General features: G+C 41.8%; 12 protein-coding genes. All 12 read left to right on the forward strand.

What is annotated here, in order from left to right:
- The first annotated feature begins 245 nt into the window (after positions 1–245).
- The 12 genes from NBH01_RS10780 (at position 246) to NBH01_RS10835 (ending at position 23,262) form a co-directional block, all read left to right on the forward strand.
- Positions 246–2,585 carry a beta-galactosidase gene (locus NBH01_RS10780; protein WP_236093085.1) on the forward strand — a complete coding sequence of 780 codons (2,340 nt, stop codon included), beginning with the start codon at positions 246–248 and terminating at the stop codon, positions 2,583–2,585.
- 205 nt (positions 2,586–2,790) lie between these two features.
- Positions 2,791–3,756, forward strand: a complete 966-nt coding sequence (locus tag NBH01_RS10785; RefSeq protein ID WP_081363749.1) for a tyrosine-type DNA invertase cluster 3b — start codon at positions 2,791–2,793, stop codon at positions 3,754–3,756.
- Positions 3,757–4,149: 393 nt separating this feature from the next.
- Positions 4,150–4,899, forward strand: a complete 750-nt coding sequence (locus tag NBH01_RS10790; RefSeq protein ID WP_048698984.1) for a YjbH domain-containing protein — start codon at positions 4,150–4,152, stop codon at positions 4,897–4,899.
- A 4-nt stretch (positions 4,900–4,903) separates the two neighbouring features.
- Positions 4,904–6,136, forward strand: a complete 1,233-nt coding sequence (locus tag NBH01_RS10795) for a hypothetical protein (RefSeq protein WP_048698988.1) — start codon at positions 4,904–4,906, stop codon at positions 6,134–6,136.
- A gap of 38 nt (positions 6,137–6,174) precedes the next feature.
- Positions 6,175–7,599 carry a carboxypeptidase-like regulatory domain-containing protein gene (locus NBH01_RS10800; RefSeq protein ID WP_195382333.1) on the forward strand — a complete coding sequence of 475 codons (1,425 nt, stop codon included), beginning with the start codon at positions 6,175–6,177 and terminating at the stop codon, positions 7,597–7,599.
- A gap of 268 nt (positions 7,600–7,867) precedes the next feature.
- Positions 7,868–8,761: an ABC transporter ATP-binding protein gene (locus NBH01_RS10805; protein WP_008766165.1), complete on the forward strand. Its 894-nt coding sequence runs from the start codon at positions 7,868–7,870 to the stop codon at positions 8,759–8,761.
- 15 nt (positions 8,762–8,776) lie between these two features.
- Positions 8,777–12,082 (forward strand): golvesin C-terminal-like domain-containing protein, encoded by a 3,306-nt coding sequence (locus tag NBH01_RS10810; RefSeq protein ID WP_055217379.1) that lies wholly within the window; start codon positions 8,777–8,779, stop codon positions 12,080–12,082.
- A 20-nt stretch (positions 12,083–12,102) separates the two neighbouring features.
- Complete coding sequence (locus tag NBH01_RS10815) at positions 12,103–13,599, forward strand: TolC family protein (protein WP_008760594.1); 1,497 nt, start codon at positions 12,103–12,105, stop codon at positions 13,597–13,599.
- Positions 13,600–13,606: 7 nt separating this feature from the next.
- Positions 13,607–14,668: an efflux RND transporter periplasmic adaptor subunit gene (locus NBH01_RS10820; RefSeq protein WP_008760595.1), complete on the forward strand. Its 1,062-nt coding sequence runs from the start codon at positions 13,607–13,609 to the stop codon at positions 14,666–14,668.
- Between the two features lie 48 nt (positions 14,669–14,716).
- On the forward strand, positions 14,717–17,833 hold the full coding sequence (locus tag NBH01_RS10825; RefSeq protein ID WP_008766163.1) for an efflux RND transporter permease subunit: 3,117 nt from the start codon (positions 14,717–14,719) through the stop codon (positions 17,831–17,833).
- Positions 17,834–17,835: 2 nt separating this feature from the next.
- Positions 17,836–22,545 (forward strand): efflux RND transporter permease subunit, encoded by a 4,710-nt coding sequence (locus NBH01_RS10830; protein ID WP_008760597.1) that lies wholly within the window; start codon positions 17,836–17,838, stop codon positions 22,543–22,545.
- Positions 22,546–22,560: 15 nt separating this feature from the next.
- Positions 22,561–23,262, forward strand: coding sequence for a hypothetical protein (locus NBH01_RS10835; protein WP_062695215.1), 702 nt, complete (start codon positions 22,561–22,563; stop codon positions 23,260–23,262).
- Positions 23,263–23,347 lie beyond the last annotated feature (85 nt).

Below are 23,347 nucleotides of genomic sequence, written 5' to 3' on the forward strand. Positions count from 1 at the left end.
GAGTTCATAAAATGATAAATAAAGTTCATTTGAACGATATTCATACCCTTTTGACTTATTTGAGGACCTTTGTTTACGCATAATACCTCATCTTTGCACCGTACTCAGTTTTCAATAGGTATTATTTTAGTTTTTAGGAACACTTGGATTATTTTCAAATTCGCTGTCGGTTGAATGGAAACATTAGCCGATAGTGAATTCTCTTTATTAAATATGAGATATATCATGAAAACAATAGATAGAAAATGAAGAAACCTTTATTGTATTTACTTATTTTAGTAGTAGCTGTTCTTGGCAGCTCATGCTCTCAATCTTCGGAGGGCACATTTGAAGTGGGGAAGAATACTTTCTTGCTGAATGGAAAACCGTTTGTTGTAAAAGCGGCAGAGATTCATTATCCGCGTATCCCGAAAGAATATTGGGAACATCGTATTAAAATGTGCAAGGCACTGGGTATGAATACGATTTGCTTGTATGTGTTCTGGAATTTTCATGAACCGGAAGAAGGAAGGTATGATTTTGCCGGACAGAAAGATATAGCTGCGTTTTGCCGTTTGGCTCAAGAGAATGGAATGTATGTCATAGTGCGTCCCGGCCCTTATGTCTGTGCGGAATGGGAAATGGGCGGCTTGCCTTGGTGGCTGCTGAAGAAGAAGGATATCAAACTTCGCGAGCAAGACCCATACTACATGGAACGTGTGAAACTCTTTTTGAACGAAGTGGGCAAACAGCTGGCTGATCTTCAGATTAGTAAAGGAGGGAATATCATTATGGTACAGGTGGAGAATGAGTATGGAGCATTTGGAATCGATAAGCCGTATATATCCGAAATCCGTGACATGGTAAAACAAGCCGGTTTTACAGGTGTTCCTTTATTCCAGTGTGACTGGAACTCGAATTTTGAGAATAATGCACTGGATGATTTGCTCTGGACTATTAATTTCGGTACGGGTGCTAACATCGACGAGCAGTTTAAACGGTTGAAAGAACTACGGCCGGACACTCCATTGATGTGCAGTGAATTTTGGTCCGGATGGTTTGACCATTGGGGAGCCAAGCATGAAACAAGAAGTGCCGAAGAATTGGTAAAAGGTATGAAGGAAATGCTGGACCGCAATATTTCTTTCAGCTTGTATATGACTCATGGGGGAACTAGTTTCGGGCATTGGGGAGGCGCGAATTTCCCGAACTTTTCACCGACTTGCACATCGTATGATTATGATGCTCCTATCAATGAATCCGGTAAAGTGACTCCTAAATATCTGGAAGTACGGAATCTGCTTGGTAACTACCTGCCGGAAGGTGAAACCTTGCCGGAAATTCCGGATTCGATACCGACTATAGCTATTCCTGCTATTAAAATGACTGAAGTGGCAGTCTTATTTGATAATCTGCCTCACCCCAAAGAGAGTGAGGATATCCGGACAATGGAAGCTTTTGATCAGGGATGGGGTAGTATTCTGTATCGGACTTCATTATCCGCTTCTGATAAAGAACAGACATTACTGATCACAGAAGCTCATGACTGGGCACAAGTCTTTTTGAATGGTAAGAAACTCGCTACTCTGAGCCGTTTGAAGGGGGAAGGTGTAGTAAAGTTACCACCACTGAAAGAAGGTGACCGACTGGATATTCTGGTGGAAGCAATGGGAAGAATGAATTTCGGCAAAGGTATTTATGACTGGAAAGGTATTACCGAGAAAGTAGAACTGCAATCTGATAAAGGAGTTGAACTGGTGAAGGACTGGAAGGTATATACTATTCCGGTAGATTATAGTTTTGCCCGTGATAAGCAGTACAAACAACAGGAGAATGTTGGCAACCAACCGGCTTATTACCGGTCGACGTTTAACCTCAATGAGTTAGGGGATACATTCTTGAATATGATGAACTGGAGTAAAGGTATGGTATGGGTGAATGGTCATGCGATTGGTCGTTATTGGGAAATCGGACCTCAACAGACCTTATATGTGCCGGGCTGCTGGTTGAAGAAAGGAGAGAATGAAATCATTATATTGGATATGGCTGGTCCTTCAAAAGCCGAAACTGAAGGTCTGCGTCAACCAATTCTGGATGTACAACGTGGTAATGGAGCTTATGCTCATCGTAAGATGGGTGAGAACTTGGACTTAACAAATGAAACTCCTGTTTATCAAGGGATATTTAAGTCAGGGAATGGTTGGCAACATGTGAAATTCGGTAAGAAGGTGGAGACTCGTTTCTTCTGTCTGGAGGCTTTGAACGCCCATGATGGGAAAGATTTCGCGGCTATTGCAGAATTGGAGTTGTTGGGCGAAGATGGCAAACCGGTATCCCGTCAGCATTGGAAAGTGATTTATGCCGATAGTGAGGAGACGGATGCCGCGAACAATATTGCAACAAATGTTTTTGATTTGCAGGAATCAACATTCTGGCATACCAATTATTCCTCTTCCAAACCTGCATTTCCTCATCAGATTGTGATAGATCTTGGTGAAGATAAAGTTATTACGGGATTCTCTTATTTACCCAGGGCTGAAGCCGGTAAAACGGGGATGATTAAAGACTATAAGGTATATTTGAAGATGCAACCGTTTAAGATATAATGTTTGAGATTTTTAAGAAAAGGTTAATTATTTATTAGTTTGTTCATTAAGTTATGAAAATCAGAAAGCGACTTTCACGTGAGTGAGGGTCGCTTTCTGATTTTCGTTCGAAATAAAATAATTCTTGTGATGGTTAAAACCCTAAGAGGAAGTATATTTGTTCTCTTATCTGAGAAGGTGATTTATATAATTAACTAGTGTATAAATGATGAAAAAAAATGGGTTTAGCCGATGCGCTGAGATGTACATCGGTCGTTTACGAAAAGAGGGGCGCTATTCTACTGCGCATGTGTATGAAAATGCACTTCTTTCTTTTAGAGGGTTTTGTGGCACACCTACCGTGTCATTCGGACAAGTAACCCGCGAACACTTACGGTGTTACGGGCAGTATCTTTATGAACGTGGCTTGAAGCTTAATACGGTTTCGACGTATATGCGTATGCTGCGTAGTATTTATAATCGTGGAGTAGAATCGGGAAGGGCTCCTTATGTTCACCGATTGTTTCACGGGGTGTATACGGGAGTGGATGTCCGTCAAAAGAAGGCTTTGCCGGCAACTGAGTTACATAAGCTTTTATACGGAGATCCTAAATCGGATATTTTGCGACGTACACAGGCGATTGCTGCTTTGATGTTCCAATTCTGTGGTATGTCGTTTGCTGATTTGGCGCATTTGGAGAAGTCGTCTTTAGACAGGAATGTTCTTCATTATAATCGTGTTAAAACGAAGACTCCGATGAGTGTGGAAATATTGGATACCGCTAAAGATATGATTGATCAGCTTTGGAACAGGCAGCCTGCTTATCCGGATTGCCCTGATTATCTATTTAGTATTCTGAATGGTGATAAAAAGCGGAAAGATGAAAGTACTTATCGGGAATACCAGTCTGCCCTCCGGAATTTCAATAACCATTTGAGAGGACTGGCAAAAGCTTTGCATCTGACTTCTCCTGTCACTTCTTATACCATTCGCCATTCGTGGGCTACTACTGCGAAATATCGCGGAGTTCCTATTGAAATGATCAGCGAATCGTTGGGACACAAATCAATCAAAACAACACAAATCTACCTTAAAGGCTTTGCTTTGAAAGAACGTACTGAAGTAAATAAAATGAATTTGTCTTACGTAAAGAATTGCTTGGTAAAACGTGTAAATGATACAAAGTGTTAATAATCAGTATAAATATATGCGAGTTACTTCTTAGGTAACGGAAATAATAATAGCACAAAGATAGACAAAAAAATAAATAACAAGCAAATAAACTGTCCTTTTTTTCTTTTTTGATTCAAAAATAAGATAAAAATAGCCTGGAACATGAAAGAACCCTTTTCTTCATATTCTAAGATTTTTACGTCCCATAATCAAAGAAATTTCACCCTACGCTTAGACTGAGCTTCCTTTGGTGGCTTGGCATGTCCTATCTTTCGTATTTTAAGAGATTTTTCCCTTCCCTCCTGTGTTTTCCGTTACCTAAGAAGTAACAGAAAAAAGAATGGTAAAAATAGAGGATTTATGAATCAAATTGGGGTAAGGTCTCTATTTAGGAATATACATAGATAAAAAATGAAACAAACTGAAGCTATTTTGGGGGATATGCGATTTATTCCATTAAAGGGTGTTGTATTAATTCTGATTCTAATCTTGACAACAAGCCGGATTCATGCACAATATGCTCTTGGGGCAACTGGGCAGATGATGATACCTACAGCCGAGATGCAGGAAACAGGAACCTTTATGGGAAGCGCAAACTTCCTTCCTGAAGAGGTTACGCCTAATAAGTTTAACTATCCTACCATGAATTACTCCGTAGACATGTCTTTGTTCTCTTTTGTTGAACTGACTTACCGTATGACGTTACTCAAAATGCGAACATATAATGGCAGAGTCGGTTATCACAACCAAGATCGTTCCAATACTATCCGTATTCGTCCATTGAAAGAAAGCCGTTATTTCCCTGCTGTGGTAATCGGTGCTGATGATCTTTTTACAGAAAAGGCTACTCAGTATTGGGGAGATTATTATGGTGTCTTAACTAAGACGTTTGGTTTCTGCAAGGGGCATCAGTTGGCTGTTACAGCAGGCTGGTATTTTCATCAGGGCAATCAACCGGCTTTCAAGAAAGGCCCTTTTGGTGGTATTCGTTATACTCCCGCTTTTTGCCGTGAGTTAAAGCTGATGGCAGAGTATGATACCAATGGATGGAATTTGGGTGGAGCAATACGTTTTTGGAAACGTTTGTCCGTCCATGTGTTTACACGCGAATTTACCTGTGTTTCTGCCGGTTTGCGTTATGAATGTACATTAATACATTAAGAAGATGAAAAGAGTATTTAGTATACTATATATAATATGTTGCTGCACTTTGGAAAGTGTGGATGCGCAATCTGCTGGGATATCTGAAGTCCTGAAAGAATTGCAAATGGAAAATATTTCTGTAGCACAGAAGCAGGATACGATTACGGCAGCATTTGAGACTTCCGTATATAGGGGATCTTATAATGGTATAGGCATTGCAATACGTCGCCTGATCACTCTTCCGGAAGTCTCTACATTGCAGTTGGTCATATTGGATAATGCTTTGCCGCAACTTTGTATCACTTTGCCTGCGAAGCTGATTGAGGATTATCAATCGGGAAAATGTGATTTGGATGGAGTTTACCGTAATATGCAGATGACTACTTCCACCAAAACTGCAATGGAGGCCTTAAAAGGAACCAAACGAGAGTCTACTACTTTTGGGAAAGTGGACGTAGTGGTTTATCCGGGGGTAATGTTAGTTAATAATGTTACTTACAAATTATATAAAGCAGCTTTTGAATTGCAACCGGCTGTAGAAATGCAACTTTGGAAAGGTGCTTCATTGAGGCTGCAGGTTTGCTTACCTATCGTCAATAATGAGCCGGGCAAATGGGATTGCATCCGACCGGGGTATTTGACATTGCGCCAGGAATTTCGTCTGGATAATCATTGGAAGGGATACCTGACTGGTGGAAATTTCTCGGATGATCGTCAGGGACTCGCAGCCGGTATTGGTTATTTTTCTTCTGACGGCCGTTGGACAGTAGAAGGAGAAGGTGGTATAACCGGTTCGTCTCATTTATATGGCAACGACTGGGGAATGAGTAAATGGAAAAGAGTGAATGGACAGCTTAGCGTAGGTTATTTCATTCCACAAGTGAATACTCAATTGAAAGTTAGCGGTGGACGTTTTATATATGGAGATTATGGGGTATGCGGAATTCTTTCACGTTACTTCGGTGAATATATCGTGGGACTTTATGGCATGTATACAGATGGAGAAACAAATGCCGGATTTCATTTTTCGATTCCATTGCCGGGTAAGAAGCGTAGTCGTCACGCGGTACGTGTGATGCTTCCGGATTATTTCGCTTTTCAATATGACATGCGTAGTGGGAATGAATTTGCTCGCCGTGCTTTGGGGGTAAGCTATAGAACCGAACCGAAATCTGCTGAAAACAGCCGTTTCTGGCAGCCGGATTATATCCGTTATTATTTGATTCGTACCAATGAAAAGACAAAACTTAAATAAGAGTTGATATTAGTAATTTAAACAAAAATTGAACAATTATGAGAAATTTAAAATGGTTGTATGCATGCTCTTTGGCGATAGCCTTCGGTGTGTTGTCTTTTGTAACAGTTTCCTGTCATGATGATGACGATGAACCAAAGCAAGAGCCGGGTGAAGTGATTGAAACTCCCGCTCCGGTTGTTGAGTATTACATTATGGGTACTGTGACGGATGCCGGGAAAGGTGTGTCTGGTGTTGATGTAAAAATTGGTACTGAGACAATTAAGACTGACAAAGATGGTAAGTTCTCTGTAACAGAGAAGAATGTAGGTAAGTATTCTGTAGAAGTTGCTCCTAAAGGTTATCTTGCTCAAAGTACTTCTGTAGAAATTGCTGCTAATGCGGAAAATCGTAGTGTGGTGACTGTTGCTGTGGCTTTGACTAAGCAAAGTGAACCTACGACTGTAGAAGTTGGCGAGAATGGTAATACAGAAGAGGTTAAGGTAGAAGATAAGAGTGCTTCGAATGAGGAAGTTAAAGAACCGGGTACTGTTGAACCGGAGGATGTGAAAGAAGATCTTCCTCTTGTAACTCCTGAATTAGAAATTCCAGCTGGGGCAATTCAGACAGAAGGTAATGAAGACGTTCTGGAAGGTGGTAATGCTGAAGTCAGTGTAACTACGTATGTACCAGCCCCAGAAACTGTGACTACAGAAGTGAAGAAAGAAGAAGAGAATAAAGAAGTAGAAAAGACCATACCTTTGGCGGCAGCACACTTTGAACCTAGTGGTTTGAAATTTAAGGAGGCTGTAACGATCTCTATTCCTAATCCTATTCCGGGTGTGACTTTTGCCCAAGATATAGAGCTTACTTATTTGGAGAATGGAAAGTGGGTTCCACAAACAGAGGACATTAATAAAGTTGTTTATGATGAGAAATCAGGTAGCTACACAACTAAAGTTAAGCATTTCTCTTCCTATGCTATGGAAAATAAAGTCACTAGTAAAGTAAGCGCCGAAAATGTAGTGAAGAGTGAGATTTTAGGACAGGCAAGTCGTGATAACAGTGAAAATCCTAAAGCTGTAACAGGAATTGCATTGACTTATAAAGAAAAGTCGGGTTGGGAATGTAAAGATGCGGATATTAAAGCGGCTGTAGAAAAAGCTTTGTCAGGTGCAAAACCAGAAACAGTTAATGCTATGGTAGCTTTCTTCAAAACTCGTTTATACTCATTGATGGGATCGGCATCAGGTATTACAGAAACAACTCGTACCTATAATACTGTAAATGTGAACGGTTATACAACAATGACTTATACTTGCTATGCCAAGACTCGTACTACTACATTGTCGACCACAGTGAAGTATAATAATAAGGATGTGAAGATTTCAGTAATTGCAACACGCTATACCGGAACTGATCATCAGTATAAGACAGTGACTACTAATCCTACTCATAGTGGTGGTAAGGGTGGAAGTAACTAATAAATAATTAAGATCATAAAAATAACCCTTTTTTAATAAACCCCTTTTTTATAAACCCTGTTGGGCAATAATCATATGGGATATGAGGAGGAAGAGGTCACTGTGAAGTGGTTTCTTCCTTTTCGTTTATGAGATATATGGATGTTTGTTGAATGTTCATTTTAGACAGAATTCTACTAATATAAGTTAATGTTTATAATTATGATTTGTATCCTGTAAATAAAGCCTATCTTTGTCACCCAATACAACATAGGACAAATAAAATGTCATGAGCATAATTATTAAGAACCTTAATAAGATCTATCCAAACGGAAATCATGCCTTGAAAGATGTCAATCTGGAAATACCTGCAGGGATGTTTGGCTTATTAGGACCCAATGGCGCCGGCAAATCTACTTTAATGCGTATTCTTGTAGCCCTTATGGAACCAACTTCCGGGCAAGTAGAAATTTGCGGTTATGATTTGATGAAACAGCGGAAAGAAATACGCGGTATTCTGGGGTATCTTCCTCAGGACTTTCGTTTTTTTGCCAAATACAAAACGTATGAGTTTCTTGATTACGCGGCGCGTTTGTCCGGTATGACCCATAGCAGGCAGAGAAAACAAGCTGTGGATGAAATGCTCGAAAACGTAGGGTTGTTCGATGTTCGCGAACGATATGCCAATAAATTATCGGGAGGTATGAAGCGGCGGTTAGGAATTGCACAAGCGCTGATACATCATCCTAAGGTAATCATTGTTGATGAACCTACTACCGGACTTGACCCGGAAGAACGTATCCGTTTCCGTAACCTTCTTTCGGAGGTCAGCGAGAATGATGTGACTATTATTTTGTCTACTCACATTGTCGGTGATATTTCCAGTACTTGTAATAATATGGCGTTAATGAACCGGGGACAAGTTTCCTTCAACGGTTCTCCGCAAGATATGCTGAAATTAGCCGAGGGCAAAGTGTGGAGAATCAGGGCTGCGGGAGATCAGTTGCATGAGATCGATAAAAAATATCCGGTAATCTCCACGATTCCATCGGGGACAATCTGGGAAGTACAGGTGGTTGCCGATGAAGTAGAAGGATACGAAGCGGAACCATTTCCCCCTAATCTGGAACACGCCTATGTATATTATATGGAGAATCAATTAAACCTTTGGACAAACGACTAAACACGATATGCTGATATGACCTTTATATCTAATATACAATCGGTAGCAAAATATGAAAGTAAATTATTAATCAGAAGCTGGTTCTTCAGAGTATTCACGGTACTCGCTGTAACTATCATTACTTTTTTCAATTTCCAGTTGTTCGTATCGGAAGATAGCGGAGGCTTCTGGATTGCTACAGCCATTCCATCGAACATTCCTTATCTAATTTTACTGTTGCTAAATACAGGGCAGGCTGTTATTGCTATCTTTCTGGCATCCGACTTCCTGAAAAGAGATAAAAAGCTGGATACATCAGAAGTCTTTTATGTCCGTCCATTAAGTAATGCTGAATACGTCATCGGTAAGATTTGGGGAAATCTGCGCGTCTTTTTGTTGCTGAATCTCATTATTATGGCTATTACGGCTGCATTCAACCTGACATTGGGAGAAGTGGACTGGATGGCTTACTTGCTTTATTTTCTGTTGATCAGTGTCCCTACGCTGATTTTCATTATTGGCCTGGCTATCTTTCTGATGCTGGTATTGAAAAATCAGGCACTGACATTCGTTTTATTGTTAGGATATATCGGACTTACCGTTTTCTATATTGAAGATAAGTTTTATTATCTTTTCGATTATATGGCTTATAGTCTTCCTTTGGTGAAGTCCAGCATTGTCGGTTTTTCCAACTGGGAGGTGATTTTAAATCATCGTGGCATCTATTTTCTTGCCGGACTGGCGTTTGTCTTTTTCACGATTTCCCTGTTCAGGCGTCTGCCGAATTCATCTCACAGTAATTATCCGTGGCTGGTTATTTCTTTTTGTACTCTCATGTTAGCTTTCGTATGCGGTTATTGGCATATACATTCGATTTTATATCAAAGTGATATACGCGCTACCTATACGAAGATCAACAACCAATATGTCTCTACTCCGAAGATGTTCATTCATGAATATGATCTTTCTGTAGAGCAGCATCCTGAAGATTTTCTGTCGGAAGTAACTGTGAAAGGAGTGGCATTGGACTCATCTGCCGTATTCACCTTCTGTTTGAATCCGGGATTAACCATTCATTCCGTTCATTCGGCCGGACAGCAACTCAAGTTTAAACGTGACAAGCAAATAGTATTGGTGGATTTCGGCACGAAGCATGCCAAAGGCGATACAATCTCTGCAACATTCAGGTATGACGGACAGATAGATAACTCATTCTGTTATTTGGATATCCCTCCCGAAGTGCTGCAAGCTTCCAATAAAAAGTTTCTGTTCAACATAGACAAGCAGTATAGTTTTCAGACGAAAAATTATCTGATGCTTACCCCTGAAACTTATTGGTATCCCCGTGCAGGAACAAGCTATAGTGATAAAAATCCTGACTGGCAGCAAACTTATTTCAGTAATTATCGCTTGAAGGTCAAGCCTCTACCGGGGTTAGTTCCTCTTTCTCAAGGGGAAGGAAAGTGTGATGAAGAAGGAGTGTATTCGTTTAAAGGAGATTATCCGTCTCAGACACTATCGTTGGTCATAGGTGACTATCAGCAAAAAAGTGCTTATGCGGACAGCATTCTTTATAGCGTTTGGCATTTAAGGGACCATGACTATTTTACTGCTTCGTTTGATTCTATTCACGATACCATTCCCTGGCTGATACGTAATGTGAAAGAGCAACTGGCACGGCAATATAAACTGGATTATCCTTTTAAGCGATTTTCTATTGTAGAAGTTCCTGTGCAATTTGCCAGCTATGAACGTGCCTGGTCGCAAGCGCAGGAGACAGTACAACCTGAAATGGTATTGTTCCCCGAAAAAGGAGCTATATTCTGGGAACTGGATGTGAAGAGGCAGGTGAAGAATCATATCCGGTGGTCGGGAAATAATGAAATCAGTCTGCAGGAAGCCCAGATGCGGACTTTTAGTAACTTTGCCTGGATGTTTTTGCAGACAGAAGGCGATTATAACTTTTCGTCGGGTAGTAGAGGACGGGGAAATCTTTCGTCTACGGCAAATCCTTATTTCCTTTTCCCGCAGATTTATAATTTCCGTTACAATATTTACTCTTCGGAATGGCCTGTTGCCAATCGGGCTATTGAACTATATCTGCAAAAGAAGTCGGAAAATGAAGGATGGGAACGTCAGATAAATGGGCTTAGTAACAATGAAAAGGCCAACCTGCTGCTGGAAAAGCATACGTTCAAGGAGTTGCTGGCTGATGTGGAACAGCGTAATCTGCAAAATAATATCGTAGGACTGGAGGCAAGCCGTCTTTTTGCCCGGTCAGAAATAAACATGGGCGTAGATGCTTTCCGGGATTCACTATATGCGATGTTGAAGCGTAATACATTTCTGAACATAAAGTTCGAAAATATGCTGGATACTCTGGGAGAAATGAGCCGGACGGATCTTTATTCATATTTGAAAGAATGGGAACAGTTGACGCCTCTTCCTTTTTATTCGATCGGAGAGCCCGAACTGACCAAAGTTGTCAATAAAGGAGGAGAAGAATTCTTTGTCTTGAAAGTACTGGTGAGCAATAACTCGGATTATGACGGAATCATTCAGATGAACGTTCTTCAAAATGGCTGGTGGTATCAACCGATGGAAGATCCCAGAGCCAGAAAAAAGGTAGAGATAGCTGCCCATACAAGCAAAGAATTTGTTTCTGTCTGGGAAGAACAGATACGTGATGTGGAAATCAATACGATGGTTTCCGGCAATCTTCCTTATATGATACGGCAATCCATTGGTAATGTAAAACAAGAACGGAATAAAATAGTCAAGGACACTATCTATACCTTGCCGGAATCATCCTTAGAAATGCCGGGAGAGGTTATTGTGGATAATGAAGATTCCACTCTCTTTGTACTTTCTACCCCTGCTGTCGTAGGACTTCTGCCTAAATGGCTGGATAAAGTGGAGGATACTTCCTTTAAATATTCGGGCATATCCTGGTGGCGTGCGCCTTTACAATGGACAGCTACCACCAATGCTAAATACTATGGCAAATATATCCGTTCGGCCTATGTGATTAAGAGTGGAGACGGCAGTCAGACGGCTACATGGAAAATTCCTGTGCCGGAAGCCGGTCAATATGAGCTTTATTATCATGTATTCAAGGATGATGAGCTGCGATGGAATGATCGCCTTCAGGGTGAATATCATTTCAGGGTGGCATACGACAGCGAGATGGAAGATGCTTATATCAATCTGAGAAAAGCCAATGAGGGTTGGGAACAACTCGGTACTTACTATTTTAGTGCCGATACGGTTCGTGTCGTGCTGACGGATGAATGTAAGCTGCGTTCTGTGACAGCCGACGCAGTGAAAATAGTGAAACGATAATTATTAAAACAGCAAACTATATGCAAAGTGACTTACTACTATTAAAAAGAATGCTGCTGACAATCGTAACTTTTACGGGAATTGCCCTGACATCACAAGGACAAATTCCTTTAACGATTGACAAGGCAATGGAGATTGCGCAGGAGAACAGTCCTTCTCTTCGCCGTTCCTACATGAATCTGGAGAGATATAAGCAGAATCTGCTGGCGCAGAAGGCTTCATTAAAGTCTCGATTTTCATTAAATCTGAACCCGGTGGACTATAACAAGAACAGGCGTTTCGATAATCGTCTGTCACAATGGTACACGAATGAAACATTCAATACCAGCGGGACCTTTCAGGTCGATCAGCCCATTCTATGGACAGACGGTACTATTTCTTTAATCAACCGTTTCGGCTGGCAGGACAACAGTTCCATTATAGAAGGGGATAAAACTAGTAACCGGGCATTCAGCAATGACCTCTATCTGCAATTGACTCAGCCTATTTTCACATACAACAAGCGTAAAATGGAACTGAAGCAAATAGAATATGATTATGAAAATGCCAATATCAGTTATGCTTTGCAGCAACTGAATACGGAGAAAAGTATAACCGATCAGTTCTATTCTGTCTATATGGCACAGAGTAATCTGGAAATCAGTCGTGAAGAACTGGTTAATGCCCAGCAAAGTTATGATATTATCAAGAATAAGGTAGAAGCGGATTTAGCAGCGAAGGACGAACTCTTTCAAGCGGAACTGAATCTGGCTACGGCACGTTCGTCTGTAGACGAAAGTCAGGTGAATCTGGAGAATGCGAAGGACAAACTCAAACAGACTCTCGGAATGAGGCTGGATGAAGATATTCTCGTATTTGCGGAAGTGGAGATTAAACCGATTCAGGTAAATCTGGACCAGGCCATATCGCATGGATTGGGTTCGCGTCTGGAACTTCGTCAGCGTGAAATAGAGAGCAAGGAACTTGAGTTCGATATGATTAAGACAAAAGCGCTGAACGAGTTTAAAGGAGATGTATCCATCTCTTTCGGATTGATAGGAGATAATAGCCACCTGAATAAAGTTTATAATAATCCGACACAGAATCCAAGGGTTTCCATCAGCTTTGCTGTCCCTATTTTCGACTGGGGTGAAAAGAAAGCAAGGATTAAAGCACAAAAGATGGCCCAACGGATTAATGAACTCGAGTTTCAAGAGGATAAAGTGGATATCGAGCTGAATATTCGTCAGGTATGGCGTAACCTCGAAAACCTCCGGACTCAGATTAAGATCGCCGAGCAAAATGTACAGAATGCACAGTTGACCTATGATCTGAATCAGACTCGTTACCGGGAAGGTGACATAACCGGTATGGAAATGAGCCAGTTCCAGACTCAGCTTTCGAATAAGAAGATTACTTATACGCAGGCGTTGATTAATTACAGAATAGAATTACTTAATCTTAAAATCCTTTCATTGTATGATTTCGACAAGAATATCCCTCTTGTTCCTATGAAAGACATTATTGATAAAAAATAAGCAGACCATGAAACAGTATCAAATTTTTATTGCATCTTCTTTGTTAACAACCTTATTGTTAACCGGCTGTGGCAACAAACCACAAAACGCACCCAATAATATTGCAACTCCGGTATCTGTCGTGGAGCTGAAGAAAGGTTCTATCAGTAAATTAATAAATACAACAGGAACAGTGCAGCCGACTTACGGTGCATCTCAGAATGCGGAAATGAGCGGATTTTATAAACTTCAGACTAATCCGAGAACCGGAAAACCTTTCAAAATGGGAGACAGGGTAAGTAAGGGGGAACTGATAATCCGTCTGGAAGACAAGGAGTATGAAAACGGAATCGCTATTGACGCTAAAAAACTAAGTCTTGAAATTGCCGAACAGGAACAGTCAAAGCAGAAAGCTCTCTATGAAAAAGGAGGGGTGACGATGAGTGAAATGCGGAATACGGAAGTAAAAGTAACGAATGCCCGTTACGATTATGAAAACGCAAAACTCAATCTGGAGAAGATGAAAGTGAAAGCTCCGTTTGATGGTGTGATTGTTGATTTGCCTCACTATACGGCCGATACAAGAGTGGAGCAGGGAAAGGCTATGGTGAGTCTGATGGCTTATGATAAAATGTATATGGATATCAATCTGCCGGAAAGCAGCATTCGTTATGTCAAGGAAGCGCAACCGGTATATATTACTCATTATACCATCCCCGGAGATACTTTAAAAGCGAGAGTCGGTGAGCTGTCTCCTGCAATCAGTACGGAGACACGTACTTTTAAAGGAAAGATTCTGATTGATAATGACCAACTGAAGCTGCGTCCGGGTATGTTCGCCAAAGCAGATATTATCGTTGACAGAGCTGATAGTTCTATCATTATACCTAAAGACGTAATCCTGTCCAATCGTCGCCGGAAATACGTATATATCGTCGAAAAGAATACGGCAAAGATACGTAATCTGCAAACAGGTCTGGAGGATGAATACAATATCGAAATTCTATCCGGACTTAATGTAAATGACAATTTGGTAGTGAAGGGTTTTGAAACACTGAAAGAAGACGCCAAAGTCAAAATCCAAAAGTAAATCATGGATGCGATATATGAACGCATCTTTTGAAAATAGGAAATACTTATGAAGAATATAATCAAATTTGCAGTAGGCAATCCGGTTACGATTTGTATGGTAGTATTTGCCCTCTTATTGTTGGGAAAAGTATCATATGATCAGTTGAGTGTGGATTTATTGCCCGATCTGAATAATCCCCGCCTGTTTATTGAATTAAAGGCGGGTGAACGCCCTCCCGAGGAGATCGAAAAGCAATTCGTTAAAAATATGGAGTCTATGGCGATTCGGCAGAGTGATGTTACTCAGGTCTCTTCCGTGATTAAAGCCGGGACGGCACGAATTACTGTAGAATATACCTGGACAAAGGATATGGATGAGGCTTTTCTAGATTTGCAGAAAGCCATGAATCCGTTTGCCCAGAACAAGGATATTACTGAACTGAAGATTACGCAACACGATGCGAACTTGTCTCCGGTAGTTTTGGTGGGAATGTCTCATCAGAGTATTACAGATATGGCGGAATTAAGGAAAATCGCCGAAAGCTATATCCGCAATGAGTTGATTCGTCTGGAAGGCGTGGCTGAAGTGACGCTTTCGGGAGAAGAAGTCAGTACTCTTACCATTCAGACTGATCCTTATAAACTGGATGCTTTTCAACTGAAAATAGAAGATATCGCTTCGCGCATCGAATCGAATAATCAGAGTATATCCGGTGGACGGGTCAGTGAACTGGGATTACAATATCTGGTGAAAAGTTCGAGCTTGTTTGCTTCGGAAGATGATTTTGAGAATCTGATTGTCGGATACAAAGCGATACAACAAGAGGAAGCATCCGGAAACAATGCTTCGGGAACAGCGACTGCCAACAGTAATAAAGCTCCTGTTTTTTTGAAGGAAGTGGCTACTGTGCAGTTTTTGAACGCTCGTCCGGAGAACATTGTACGGATTAACGGGAAGCGTAGTATCGGACTGTCTATTTATAAGGAGATGCGCTTTAATACTGTAAAAGTGGTGGATGAGGTAACCCGCCAATTGGCAGTGATAGAGAATGCATTGCCCGGTTATCATTTTCAGGTGATTTCCAATCAGGGTACTTTTATAAAAAGTGCGATAGGAGAAGTGAAGAGCAGTGCTGTTCTGGGTGTTATTCTCGCTATTGTAGTCTTGTTTGTATTCCTTCGCCGGATGGGGACAACACTGATTGTCAGTCTTGCTATTCCCATCTCGATTGTGGCTACTTTCAATCTGATGTTCTTCAACGGACTGTCACTGAATATTATGACATTGGGAGGACTGGCGCTCGGGGCGGGTATGCTCGTCGATAATGCCATTGTCGTCATAGAAAGTATCTTCCGAAATCAGGAGAAAGGATTGAGTATCAAAGAGGCTGCTATTAACGGGACGGCAGAAGTTGCCAATGCGGTAATAGCTTCTACTCTGACGACTATTGTCGTCTTCCTGCCGATTGTTTATCTTCACGGAGCTTCGGGCGAACTGTTTAAAGATCAGGCATGGACGGTTACTTTCTCACTGGTTTCTTCTTTGTTTGTGGCTATCCTGGTGATTCCGATGTTATATATCCAGCTTTCCGGCAAGAAGGTTAAGCTGGAAGAAGTGAAGTCCATTCGTATTACAGGATATAGCAGAGTGCTTCGCAAGCTGATTCAGCGACGTTGGCTGGTGATCGGTATGGCAGTGTTACTCCTTATCGTGACTGGATTGCTGACTCCGTTTATCGGAACTGAGTTTATGCCCCGTGCGGAAAGCAAGACGTTTACGGCTGTAATCAAAATGCCCGAAGGTACACAGATGGAACGCACTTCCGCTGCTGTAGGTAATCTGGAAGAATTGTTATATGCTATCGTTGGCGGTGATTCTTTATGTACGGTATACAGTCATATCGGAGAGGGGAGCGGTTCGGAAAATGCGATATTTGAAGGAGAAAATACAGCAATGATGAAAGTGATCCTTTCACCGGAATGTACACTTTCACCGGAAAAGGTGATTGCGTCTTTCGTGGAATCGGCCAAGAATCCTGACGGACTGGAACTGACGATTCAGCAGGATGAGAATTCTCTGAGTTCACTGTTAGGAAGCGAAGGGGCTCCTATTGTTGTGGAGGTCAAAGGAGAGGAGTTGGATGAGATTGCTCAGTTGACTGAAGAGGTGAAGGAACGGATGATTGGCGTAAATGGAATCTATGATGTTATTACCTCCGTGGAAGACGGTGCTCCGGAAGTTGTGATCTCGATTGATCGTACAATAGCCGGTATCAATAATTTGAGTGTGGCTATGGTAATCGAACAATTGAAGCAGCAACTAAGCGGTAAGGAAGTCGGTAAGATGGAATATCGCGGTGAGATGCGTGATATCGTCATAAAGGTGCCGGATATCCCGTTGAGTTCTCTTGGTGCTCTTGTCATCAAAAGTGGAACACAGGAATTTGTATTACAAGAGATTGTTACCATTACTCACGGACAAGCGCCCAAGGAGATTCTGCGCCGCAATCAAAGCCGTATCGGTAAGGTGATGGCTAATATGGATGCGAGTAAATCACTGGATAAAGTAGCAGCCGAAGTGCGTGAAACGGTGAAAGGTATTGAATTGCCTGCTAACTACAGTATTACAGTGACAGGAGAGGAAGAAAAACGGCAAGAATCAATGAACAGTCTGTTGTTTGCTCTGATGCTTTCTGTTGTACTTGTCTATATGGTGATGGCTTCCCAGTTTGAATCCTTGCTGCATCCGTTTACGATCTTGCTGACTATTCCTCTGGCTGTAGTAGGTGCTATCTTACTTTTCTTCATTACCGGAACCACTATCAATATGATGGGAGTTATCGGTATTGTCATGCTGGGAGGTATTGCCGTCAATAACTCTATCATTCTGGTAGACCGTATCAATCAGCTTAGTCAGGCGGGAATGGAGTTGACTGATGCCATTGTAGAAGCAGGGCAACAGCGTATCCGTCCGATCATCATGACTACTTTGACTACGATTCTGGCCATGCTTCCGATGACATTCAGTTTTGGTGAAGGTGCATCTTTACGTTCACCGATGGCTATAGCTGTGATCGGAGGATTGATAACTTCTACTCTGATGAGTTTGATGGTTATTCCTTGTGTCTATTATGTCTTGGAGAATATCAAAAGACGTATAAATCGCCGAACTAAAAACAGCTGAAGATGAACTTTTTACTAAATAGGAGAATAACGATTTGTATGCTGTTTATTGCACTCAGCCTGCTGGGCTATGTGTCGTATAAACAACTTCCGGTGGAGTTGCTGCCCAACGCAGAACTTCCGGTTCTGTTTGTCCAGGTGTCGTCACAGCAGGATATGGACCCTTCGTATGTAGAGTCGGAAGTGATTATTCCACTCGAAGGAGCGGTCAGTGCGATAGGTGGAGTAGACAAACTGCAATCCTACATTGACAGGAGGCAGTCCAGCATACAGATTGACTTTAAAAAGAATATCAACTTCAAGATGACCAGTCTTAAACTGCAGGAGAAAGTGAATGAAATCGCAGCCTCCCTGCCGACCGGTTTTACCGTACAGGTACAGAAAGTGGATATTGCTCAGATGAATAATAACTTCATGGTGCTTCAAGTGCGTGGTACGGGAGGAACTGACCGTGTCCGGAGTCTGGTAGACGAGGATGTTCGTTCTGATCTGGAGAACATAGATGGAGTAGCTTCCGTCAATATCTACGGAGGACGGCAGAAAGCCATTGAAGTGCGTCTGAATCCGGAGGCTTGCAAAGCTCTGAACCTCACAGCTTCCAAAATAAGCGGTTTGCTTTCGCAGAATACCCAGGAAAAGACATTTGTAGGCTTCGCAGATGAACCCGACAGCAAGAATTTTGTCCATGTCAATGCGATGTATACCAAAGTCTCTGATTTGGAGAATATAGTTGTCGCTCCCGGTCCTATTCTGCTGAAAGACGTGGCAACCGTCTTTTTTGACTTGAAAGATGAAACCACTTATAGTCGTGTGAATGGAAAAGAAGCCGTCTCGGTTGCTTTGATCAATGATTCACAGGCTAATCTGATTGAACTTTCACACCGTGTATCCGATGTGATTGAAAAGCTGAATGAGAAACTGGCTCCGCTCGAACTGGAAATTGTCATTCAGGAGAACAAGGCTGAAACCATGGAAAATAATATCAACCAGATTATTAATCTGGCATTGGTAGGGGGATTATTGGCTGTGTTCGTTCTTTGGCTTTTCCTGAAGAATATGCGGCTGGTGTTTTTTATCGCACTTTCCATACCGATTTCTGTCTATACGGCTTTCAACTTCTTCTACGCTTTTGGTATCACTATCAATAGTCTTACCTTGGTAGGAATGGCGTTGGCCATCGGAATGCTGCTGGATAATAGTGTCGTGGTGCTTGAGAATATTTATCGTTTGTCGGGAAACGGCTATACGCCCGAACGTTCGGTAACGCAGGGAACAAAAGAAGTGTGGCGCTCCATTGTGGCGGCTACCCTGACTACCATTACTGTATTCCTGCCGTTCGTTTTTTCTGATAATTTCCTGATAAAACTGATCGGGCACCATATCGGAGTATCCATTATATCAACTTTGACGATCTCGCTGTTTGTAGCTTTACTTTTTATACCGATGATTACTTACCTTCTTTTGAAGAGTAAGAGTGGGAACAGTGTCGTTTATGAAAAAGTATCGATCGTTCAGCGTCCGATGCAGGTCTATCTGGTCTTATTGAAGACTTGTATGCGTAATCCGGGAGTGACAGTCTTTGGAGCTGTGATCTTGCTTTTTGCAACGTTGATTTTGTCATTGACCTTGAATGTGCAACAGATGAAAGAAGTTGCTTCAGACCGGTTCAACATCAGTGTCGTGATGCCTACCGGAAGTACGCTTGAAAATACGGATAAGATTGTAAAGGTACTGGAAGAACGTCTGGAGGATTTTCCGGAAAAGAAAGATCTGATTTGCCGTATTCGGGAAAAAGAGGCGACTCTGACACTCGTTTTGCAGGAAGATTACACAAAGATCGCCAAACGGAAAATAGCCGATATAAAAGCGGATGTGCAGACTAAAGTTGCCAATATCAATGGTGCGGAAATCTATGTTTCTGATGCTATGGGAGGCGGAGGAGATAACTCGGCTCTGAGCAGTCTGGGCGGATTCATGCGTTTGTTGGGCATCGGTGACAACAGTGAACGGGTGGTGATCAGGGGATCTGATTTCGAAATGATGCAGATGGTGGCAGAGGAAGTGCGTTATTTGTTGGACGAACAGGATTTTGTACAGCATACTCATGTTTCGTATACTCCCCGTCAGGCGGAAATAAATCTGAACTTTGACCCTATTCTGCTGACTGCCTATGATATTAACCGTGGCAATATTACCACCGGATTAACTGCGCTTAATAATGAATACTCTTCCGAAGCTACTTTCAAGGTGGGAGAGGATATTTATGATATTATTATCCGTGACGAAATACCGGAAAAGGAAACTGAAGAAGAGGCACAGGAAAAAGCTCAGAAAGAGAAAACTGTGGATGACTTGCGTGCTATCCGGATAGAAAATGCCAATGGCGGTATGCACAATCTAGAAGATATATCGTCTCTGAATTATGGACGTGGGCGTTCGCGCATCATCCGTGTCAATCAAGATAAGCAGATTGAGGTATACTATGCTTTTCCGAGAGATGTTCAGTCTTCGAAAGATTTATTGGGAGGATATCGTTCCGATATCGACCAGTTGATTGCCAGTTATAATCTTCCGTCCGGAGTCGCTGTGCAGGTATTCCATGAGGAGGATGAATTCGGGGATTTCAAATTCCTTATTCTGGCAGCTTTTCTTTTGATATTTATGATCCTTGCTTCAGTCTTCGAATCTGTAGTGACGCCTTTTGTGTTGCTTTTTACCATTCCGTTGGCTGCTATCGGTTCTTTGCTGGCATTATTGCTTTCGAGCAACAGTCTGATGAATGCGAATACATTGACAGGGTTCCTTATTCTGTTGGGAGTAGTCGTCAATAACGGAATCATTCTGATAGATTACGCCAACATTTTGCGTAAACGTGGATACCGTCGGAACAGGGCGTTGATGACTGCCGGTATGTCACGTATTCGTCCCATTCTGATTACTTCCATCACCACAATTGCTGCCATGCTTCCGTTGGCTATGGGAGATACGGAGTATGCAGGGGCTATCGGTGCACCTTTTGCCATTACAGTGATAGGCGGACTTTTCTTTTCCGCCATGCTGACGCTGATTTTAATTCCGACAGTTTGTATGGGACTGGAAAATGTGCTTCAGTGGTACCGTTCGTTATCCCGTAAACTATGGACCATTCACCTGATTCTTTTTGTGTCCGGTGTAATCTGTATCTGGCTATACACTGACGGAATCCTTTGGCAGTCAATCTATCTGGTAGCACTGATTGCAGGCATACCGGGGATGACATACTTTGCGCAAACCAGTCTTCGGAGAGCTAAGGCGGAGGTTATCAATCCGGATGAAGAAATTCGTATTTCTGTCCGCAATCTGGTTAAGATCTACGATTGGCCTGGACACATCAGCCGTCAGTGGAACAGTGGTTTGCAATTACGCAAACGTCTGGGATTGAGCAATGAATACCATTCTCTGAAGGACTTTATCAATGTGCTATGGCAGTTTGGTATCTTACTGTTTGCCATTTATTTCACCTATTTCTTCATTCATAACAGGCTTTGGATATTCCTGTTCTCGTTCGCTATTTATGCAGCGATACTGTATTTGTGGAGAAAGGTACGTTCCTATTTATATTATCGATACGGAGATAATCGGGTAACAAAGATCGTAAACCGGGTGATATTCTGGAGTCTTCCTCCCCTTATCCTGTTTCAGTTATTCCGGAAACTGGATAATAACGGGCTGGTCATCATGATCGGATTGTTATGGCTTGTGGGTATTGCCATCTATGTCACTTCCCAGTATCTGTATGATCATGATGTAAATATTGAGCGTGTCACCGGACGATTTGCAGGGCTTCGCCGTTCCTATTTCCGCATGGTGAAGAGTGTTCCTATGATTGGAAAACGACGCAAACCTTTCAAAGCATTGCGTGGGGTGTCATTCGAGATTCAGACAGGTATGTTCGGACTACTGGGACCCAATGGGGCAGGTAAATCGACCTTGATGCGTGTCATCTGTGGTATCTTTGAGCAGAGCTATGGTAGTATCTGGATCAATGGTCTGGATACACGTATCTACAGAGAAGAGCTACAGAGTCTGATAGGTTTCCTTCCACAGGAATTCGGAACTTATGAGAATATGACTTCGTGGGAGTTTCTGGATTATCAGGCTATACTGAAAGGGATTGTAGACGGTGAGTTACGAAAGGAGCGTCTGGATTATGTACTGAAAGCGGTACATATGTACGAGCGGAAAGACGAAAAGATAGGTTCTTTCTCGGGAGGTATGAAACAGCGTATTGGTATTGCGCTTATTCTGCTTCATTTACCGCGTATCCTGGTTGTGGATGAGCCTACAGCGGGACTCGACCCTCGCGAACGTATCCGTTTCCGTAATCTGCTGGTAGAGTTGAGTAAAGACCGCATCGTTATTTTCTCCACTCATATCATTGAGGATATATCCAGTTCCTGTAATCAGGTAGTGGTAATCAATAAAGGTGAACTGAAATATTTCGGTGACCCTTCGGACATGGTGGAAATGGCTAACGGGAAAGTATGGCAGTTTAATATAGATAAGACAGAATTTGAAAAAGTACTGGACAAATCGTTGGTAATACATCATATTCAGGAAGGCGATACGATTCGGGTGCGCTATCTTTCTGTCGGACAGCCTTATGAAGGGGCTGTAGAGGTAGAAGCTAATTTGGAAGACGCTTATCTCTGTCTGCTGAAGAATATGAATTAAAAAGAAAAGAAGGATATGACATTCAAACAATTGATACAACTGTTGCCTAAAGTAGTCAGGTATAACCTGAAGATTATATTTGCCGGGAAGTTTTTCTGGTTTCTGTTGGCTGCATTTGGCTTTTTTGCTCTTTTCATGTTTCAGAATGCCTGGAAACGGGAGGAGATTAACGAGGGACTCATCTATAGCATCCTGATGTTTCCGTCTATGCTGCTTATTTTCTATCCGGCTGTATTCGGCATTCAGAATGATGAAGATAGCCGGATATTGGAGATTCTCTTTGGAATCCCCGACTATAAGTATAAGGTTTGGGGCGTGCGGTTATTGATGATTTATGTGGCAATTTTTGTTATTCTGATTGTCTTTTCATACATAGCCATTTTATTGCTGTATCCGGTCAATCCGCTTGAGATGGCATTACAGTTGATGTTCCCGATACTCTTTTTCGGAAACATGGCTTTTATGCTGTCTACCATTACGCGGAGTGGAAACGGAACTGCCGTATTTATGATTATTATAGGCATTGCATTGATGTTCTTAGGTAAGCCGGATTCTTTTTGGAACGTTCTGCTGAATCCTTTTCGTGTTCCCGATAATGTTCATCCGATTATTTGGGAGGGAATCCTTATCAAAAACCGCATTTTCCTTTTATCCGCCAGTTTAGTCTGGATGATGATCGGATTACTATATCTGCAGAAAAGGGAAAAGTTTGTATAACAGCAGATTAGGATACTGAATATTCTCAAGTGTTCTTACTGCGATGAGAAAAAATTCTCACTATGATGAGAAAAAAATCTCATCG

The sequence above is a fragment of the Bacteroides sp. B1-V-101 genome (assembly GCF_023656585.1).
GTDB lineage: Bacteria > Bacteroidota > Bacteroidia > Bacteroidales > Bacteroidaceae > Bacteroides > Bacteroides thetaiotaomicron.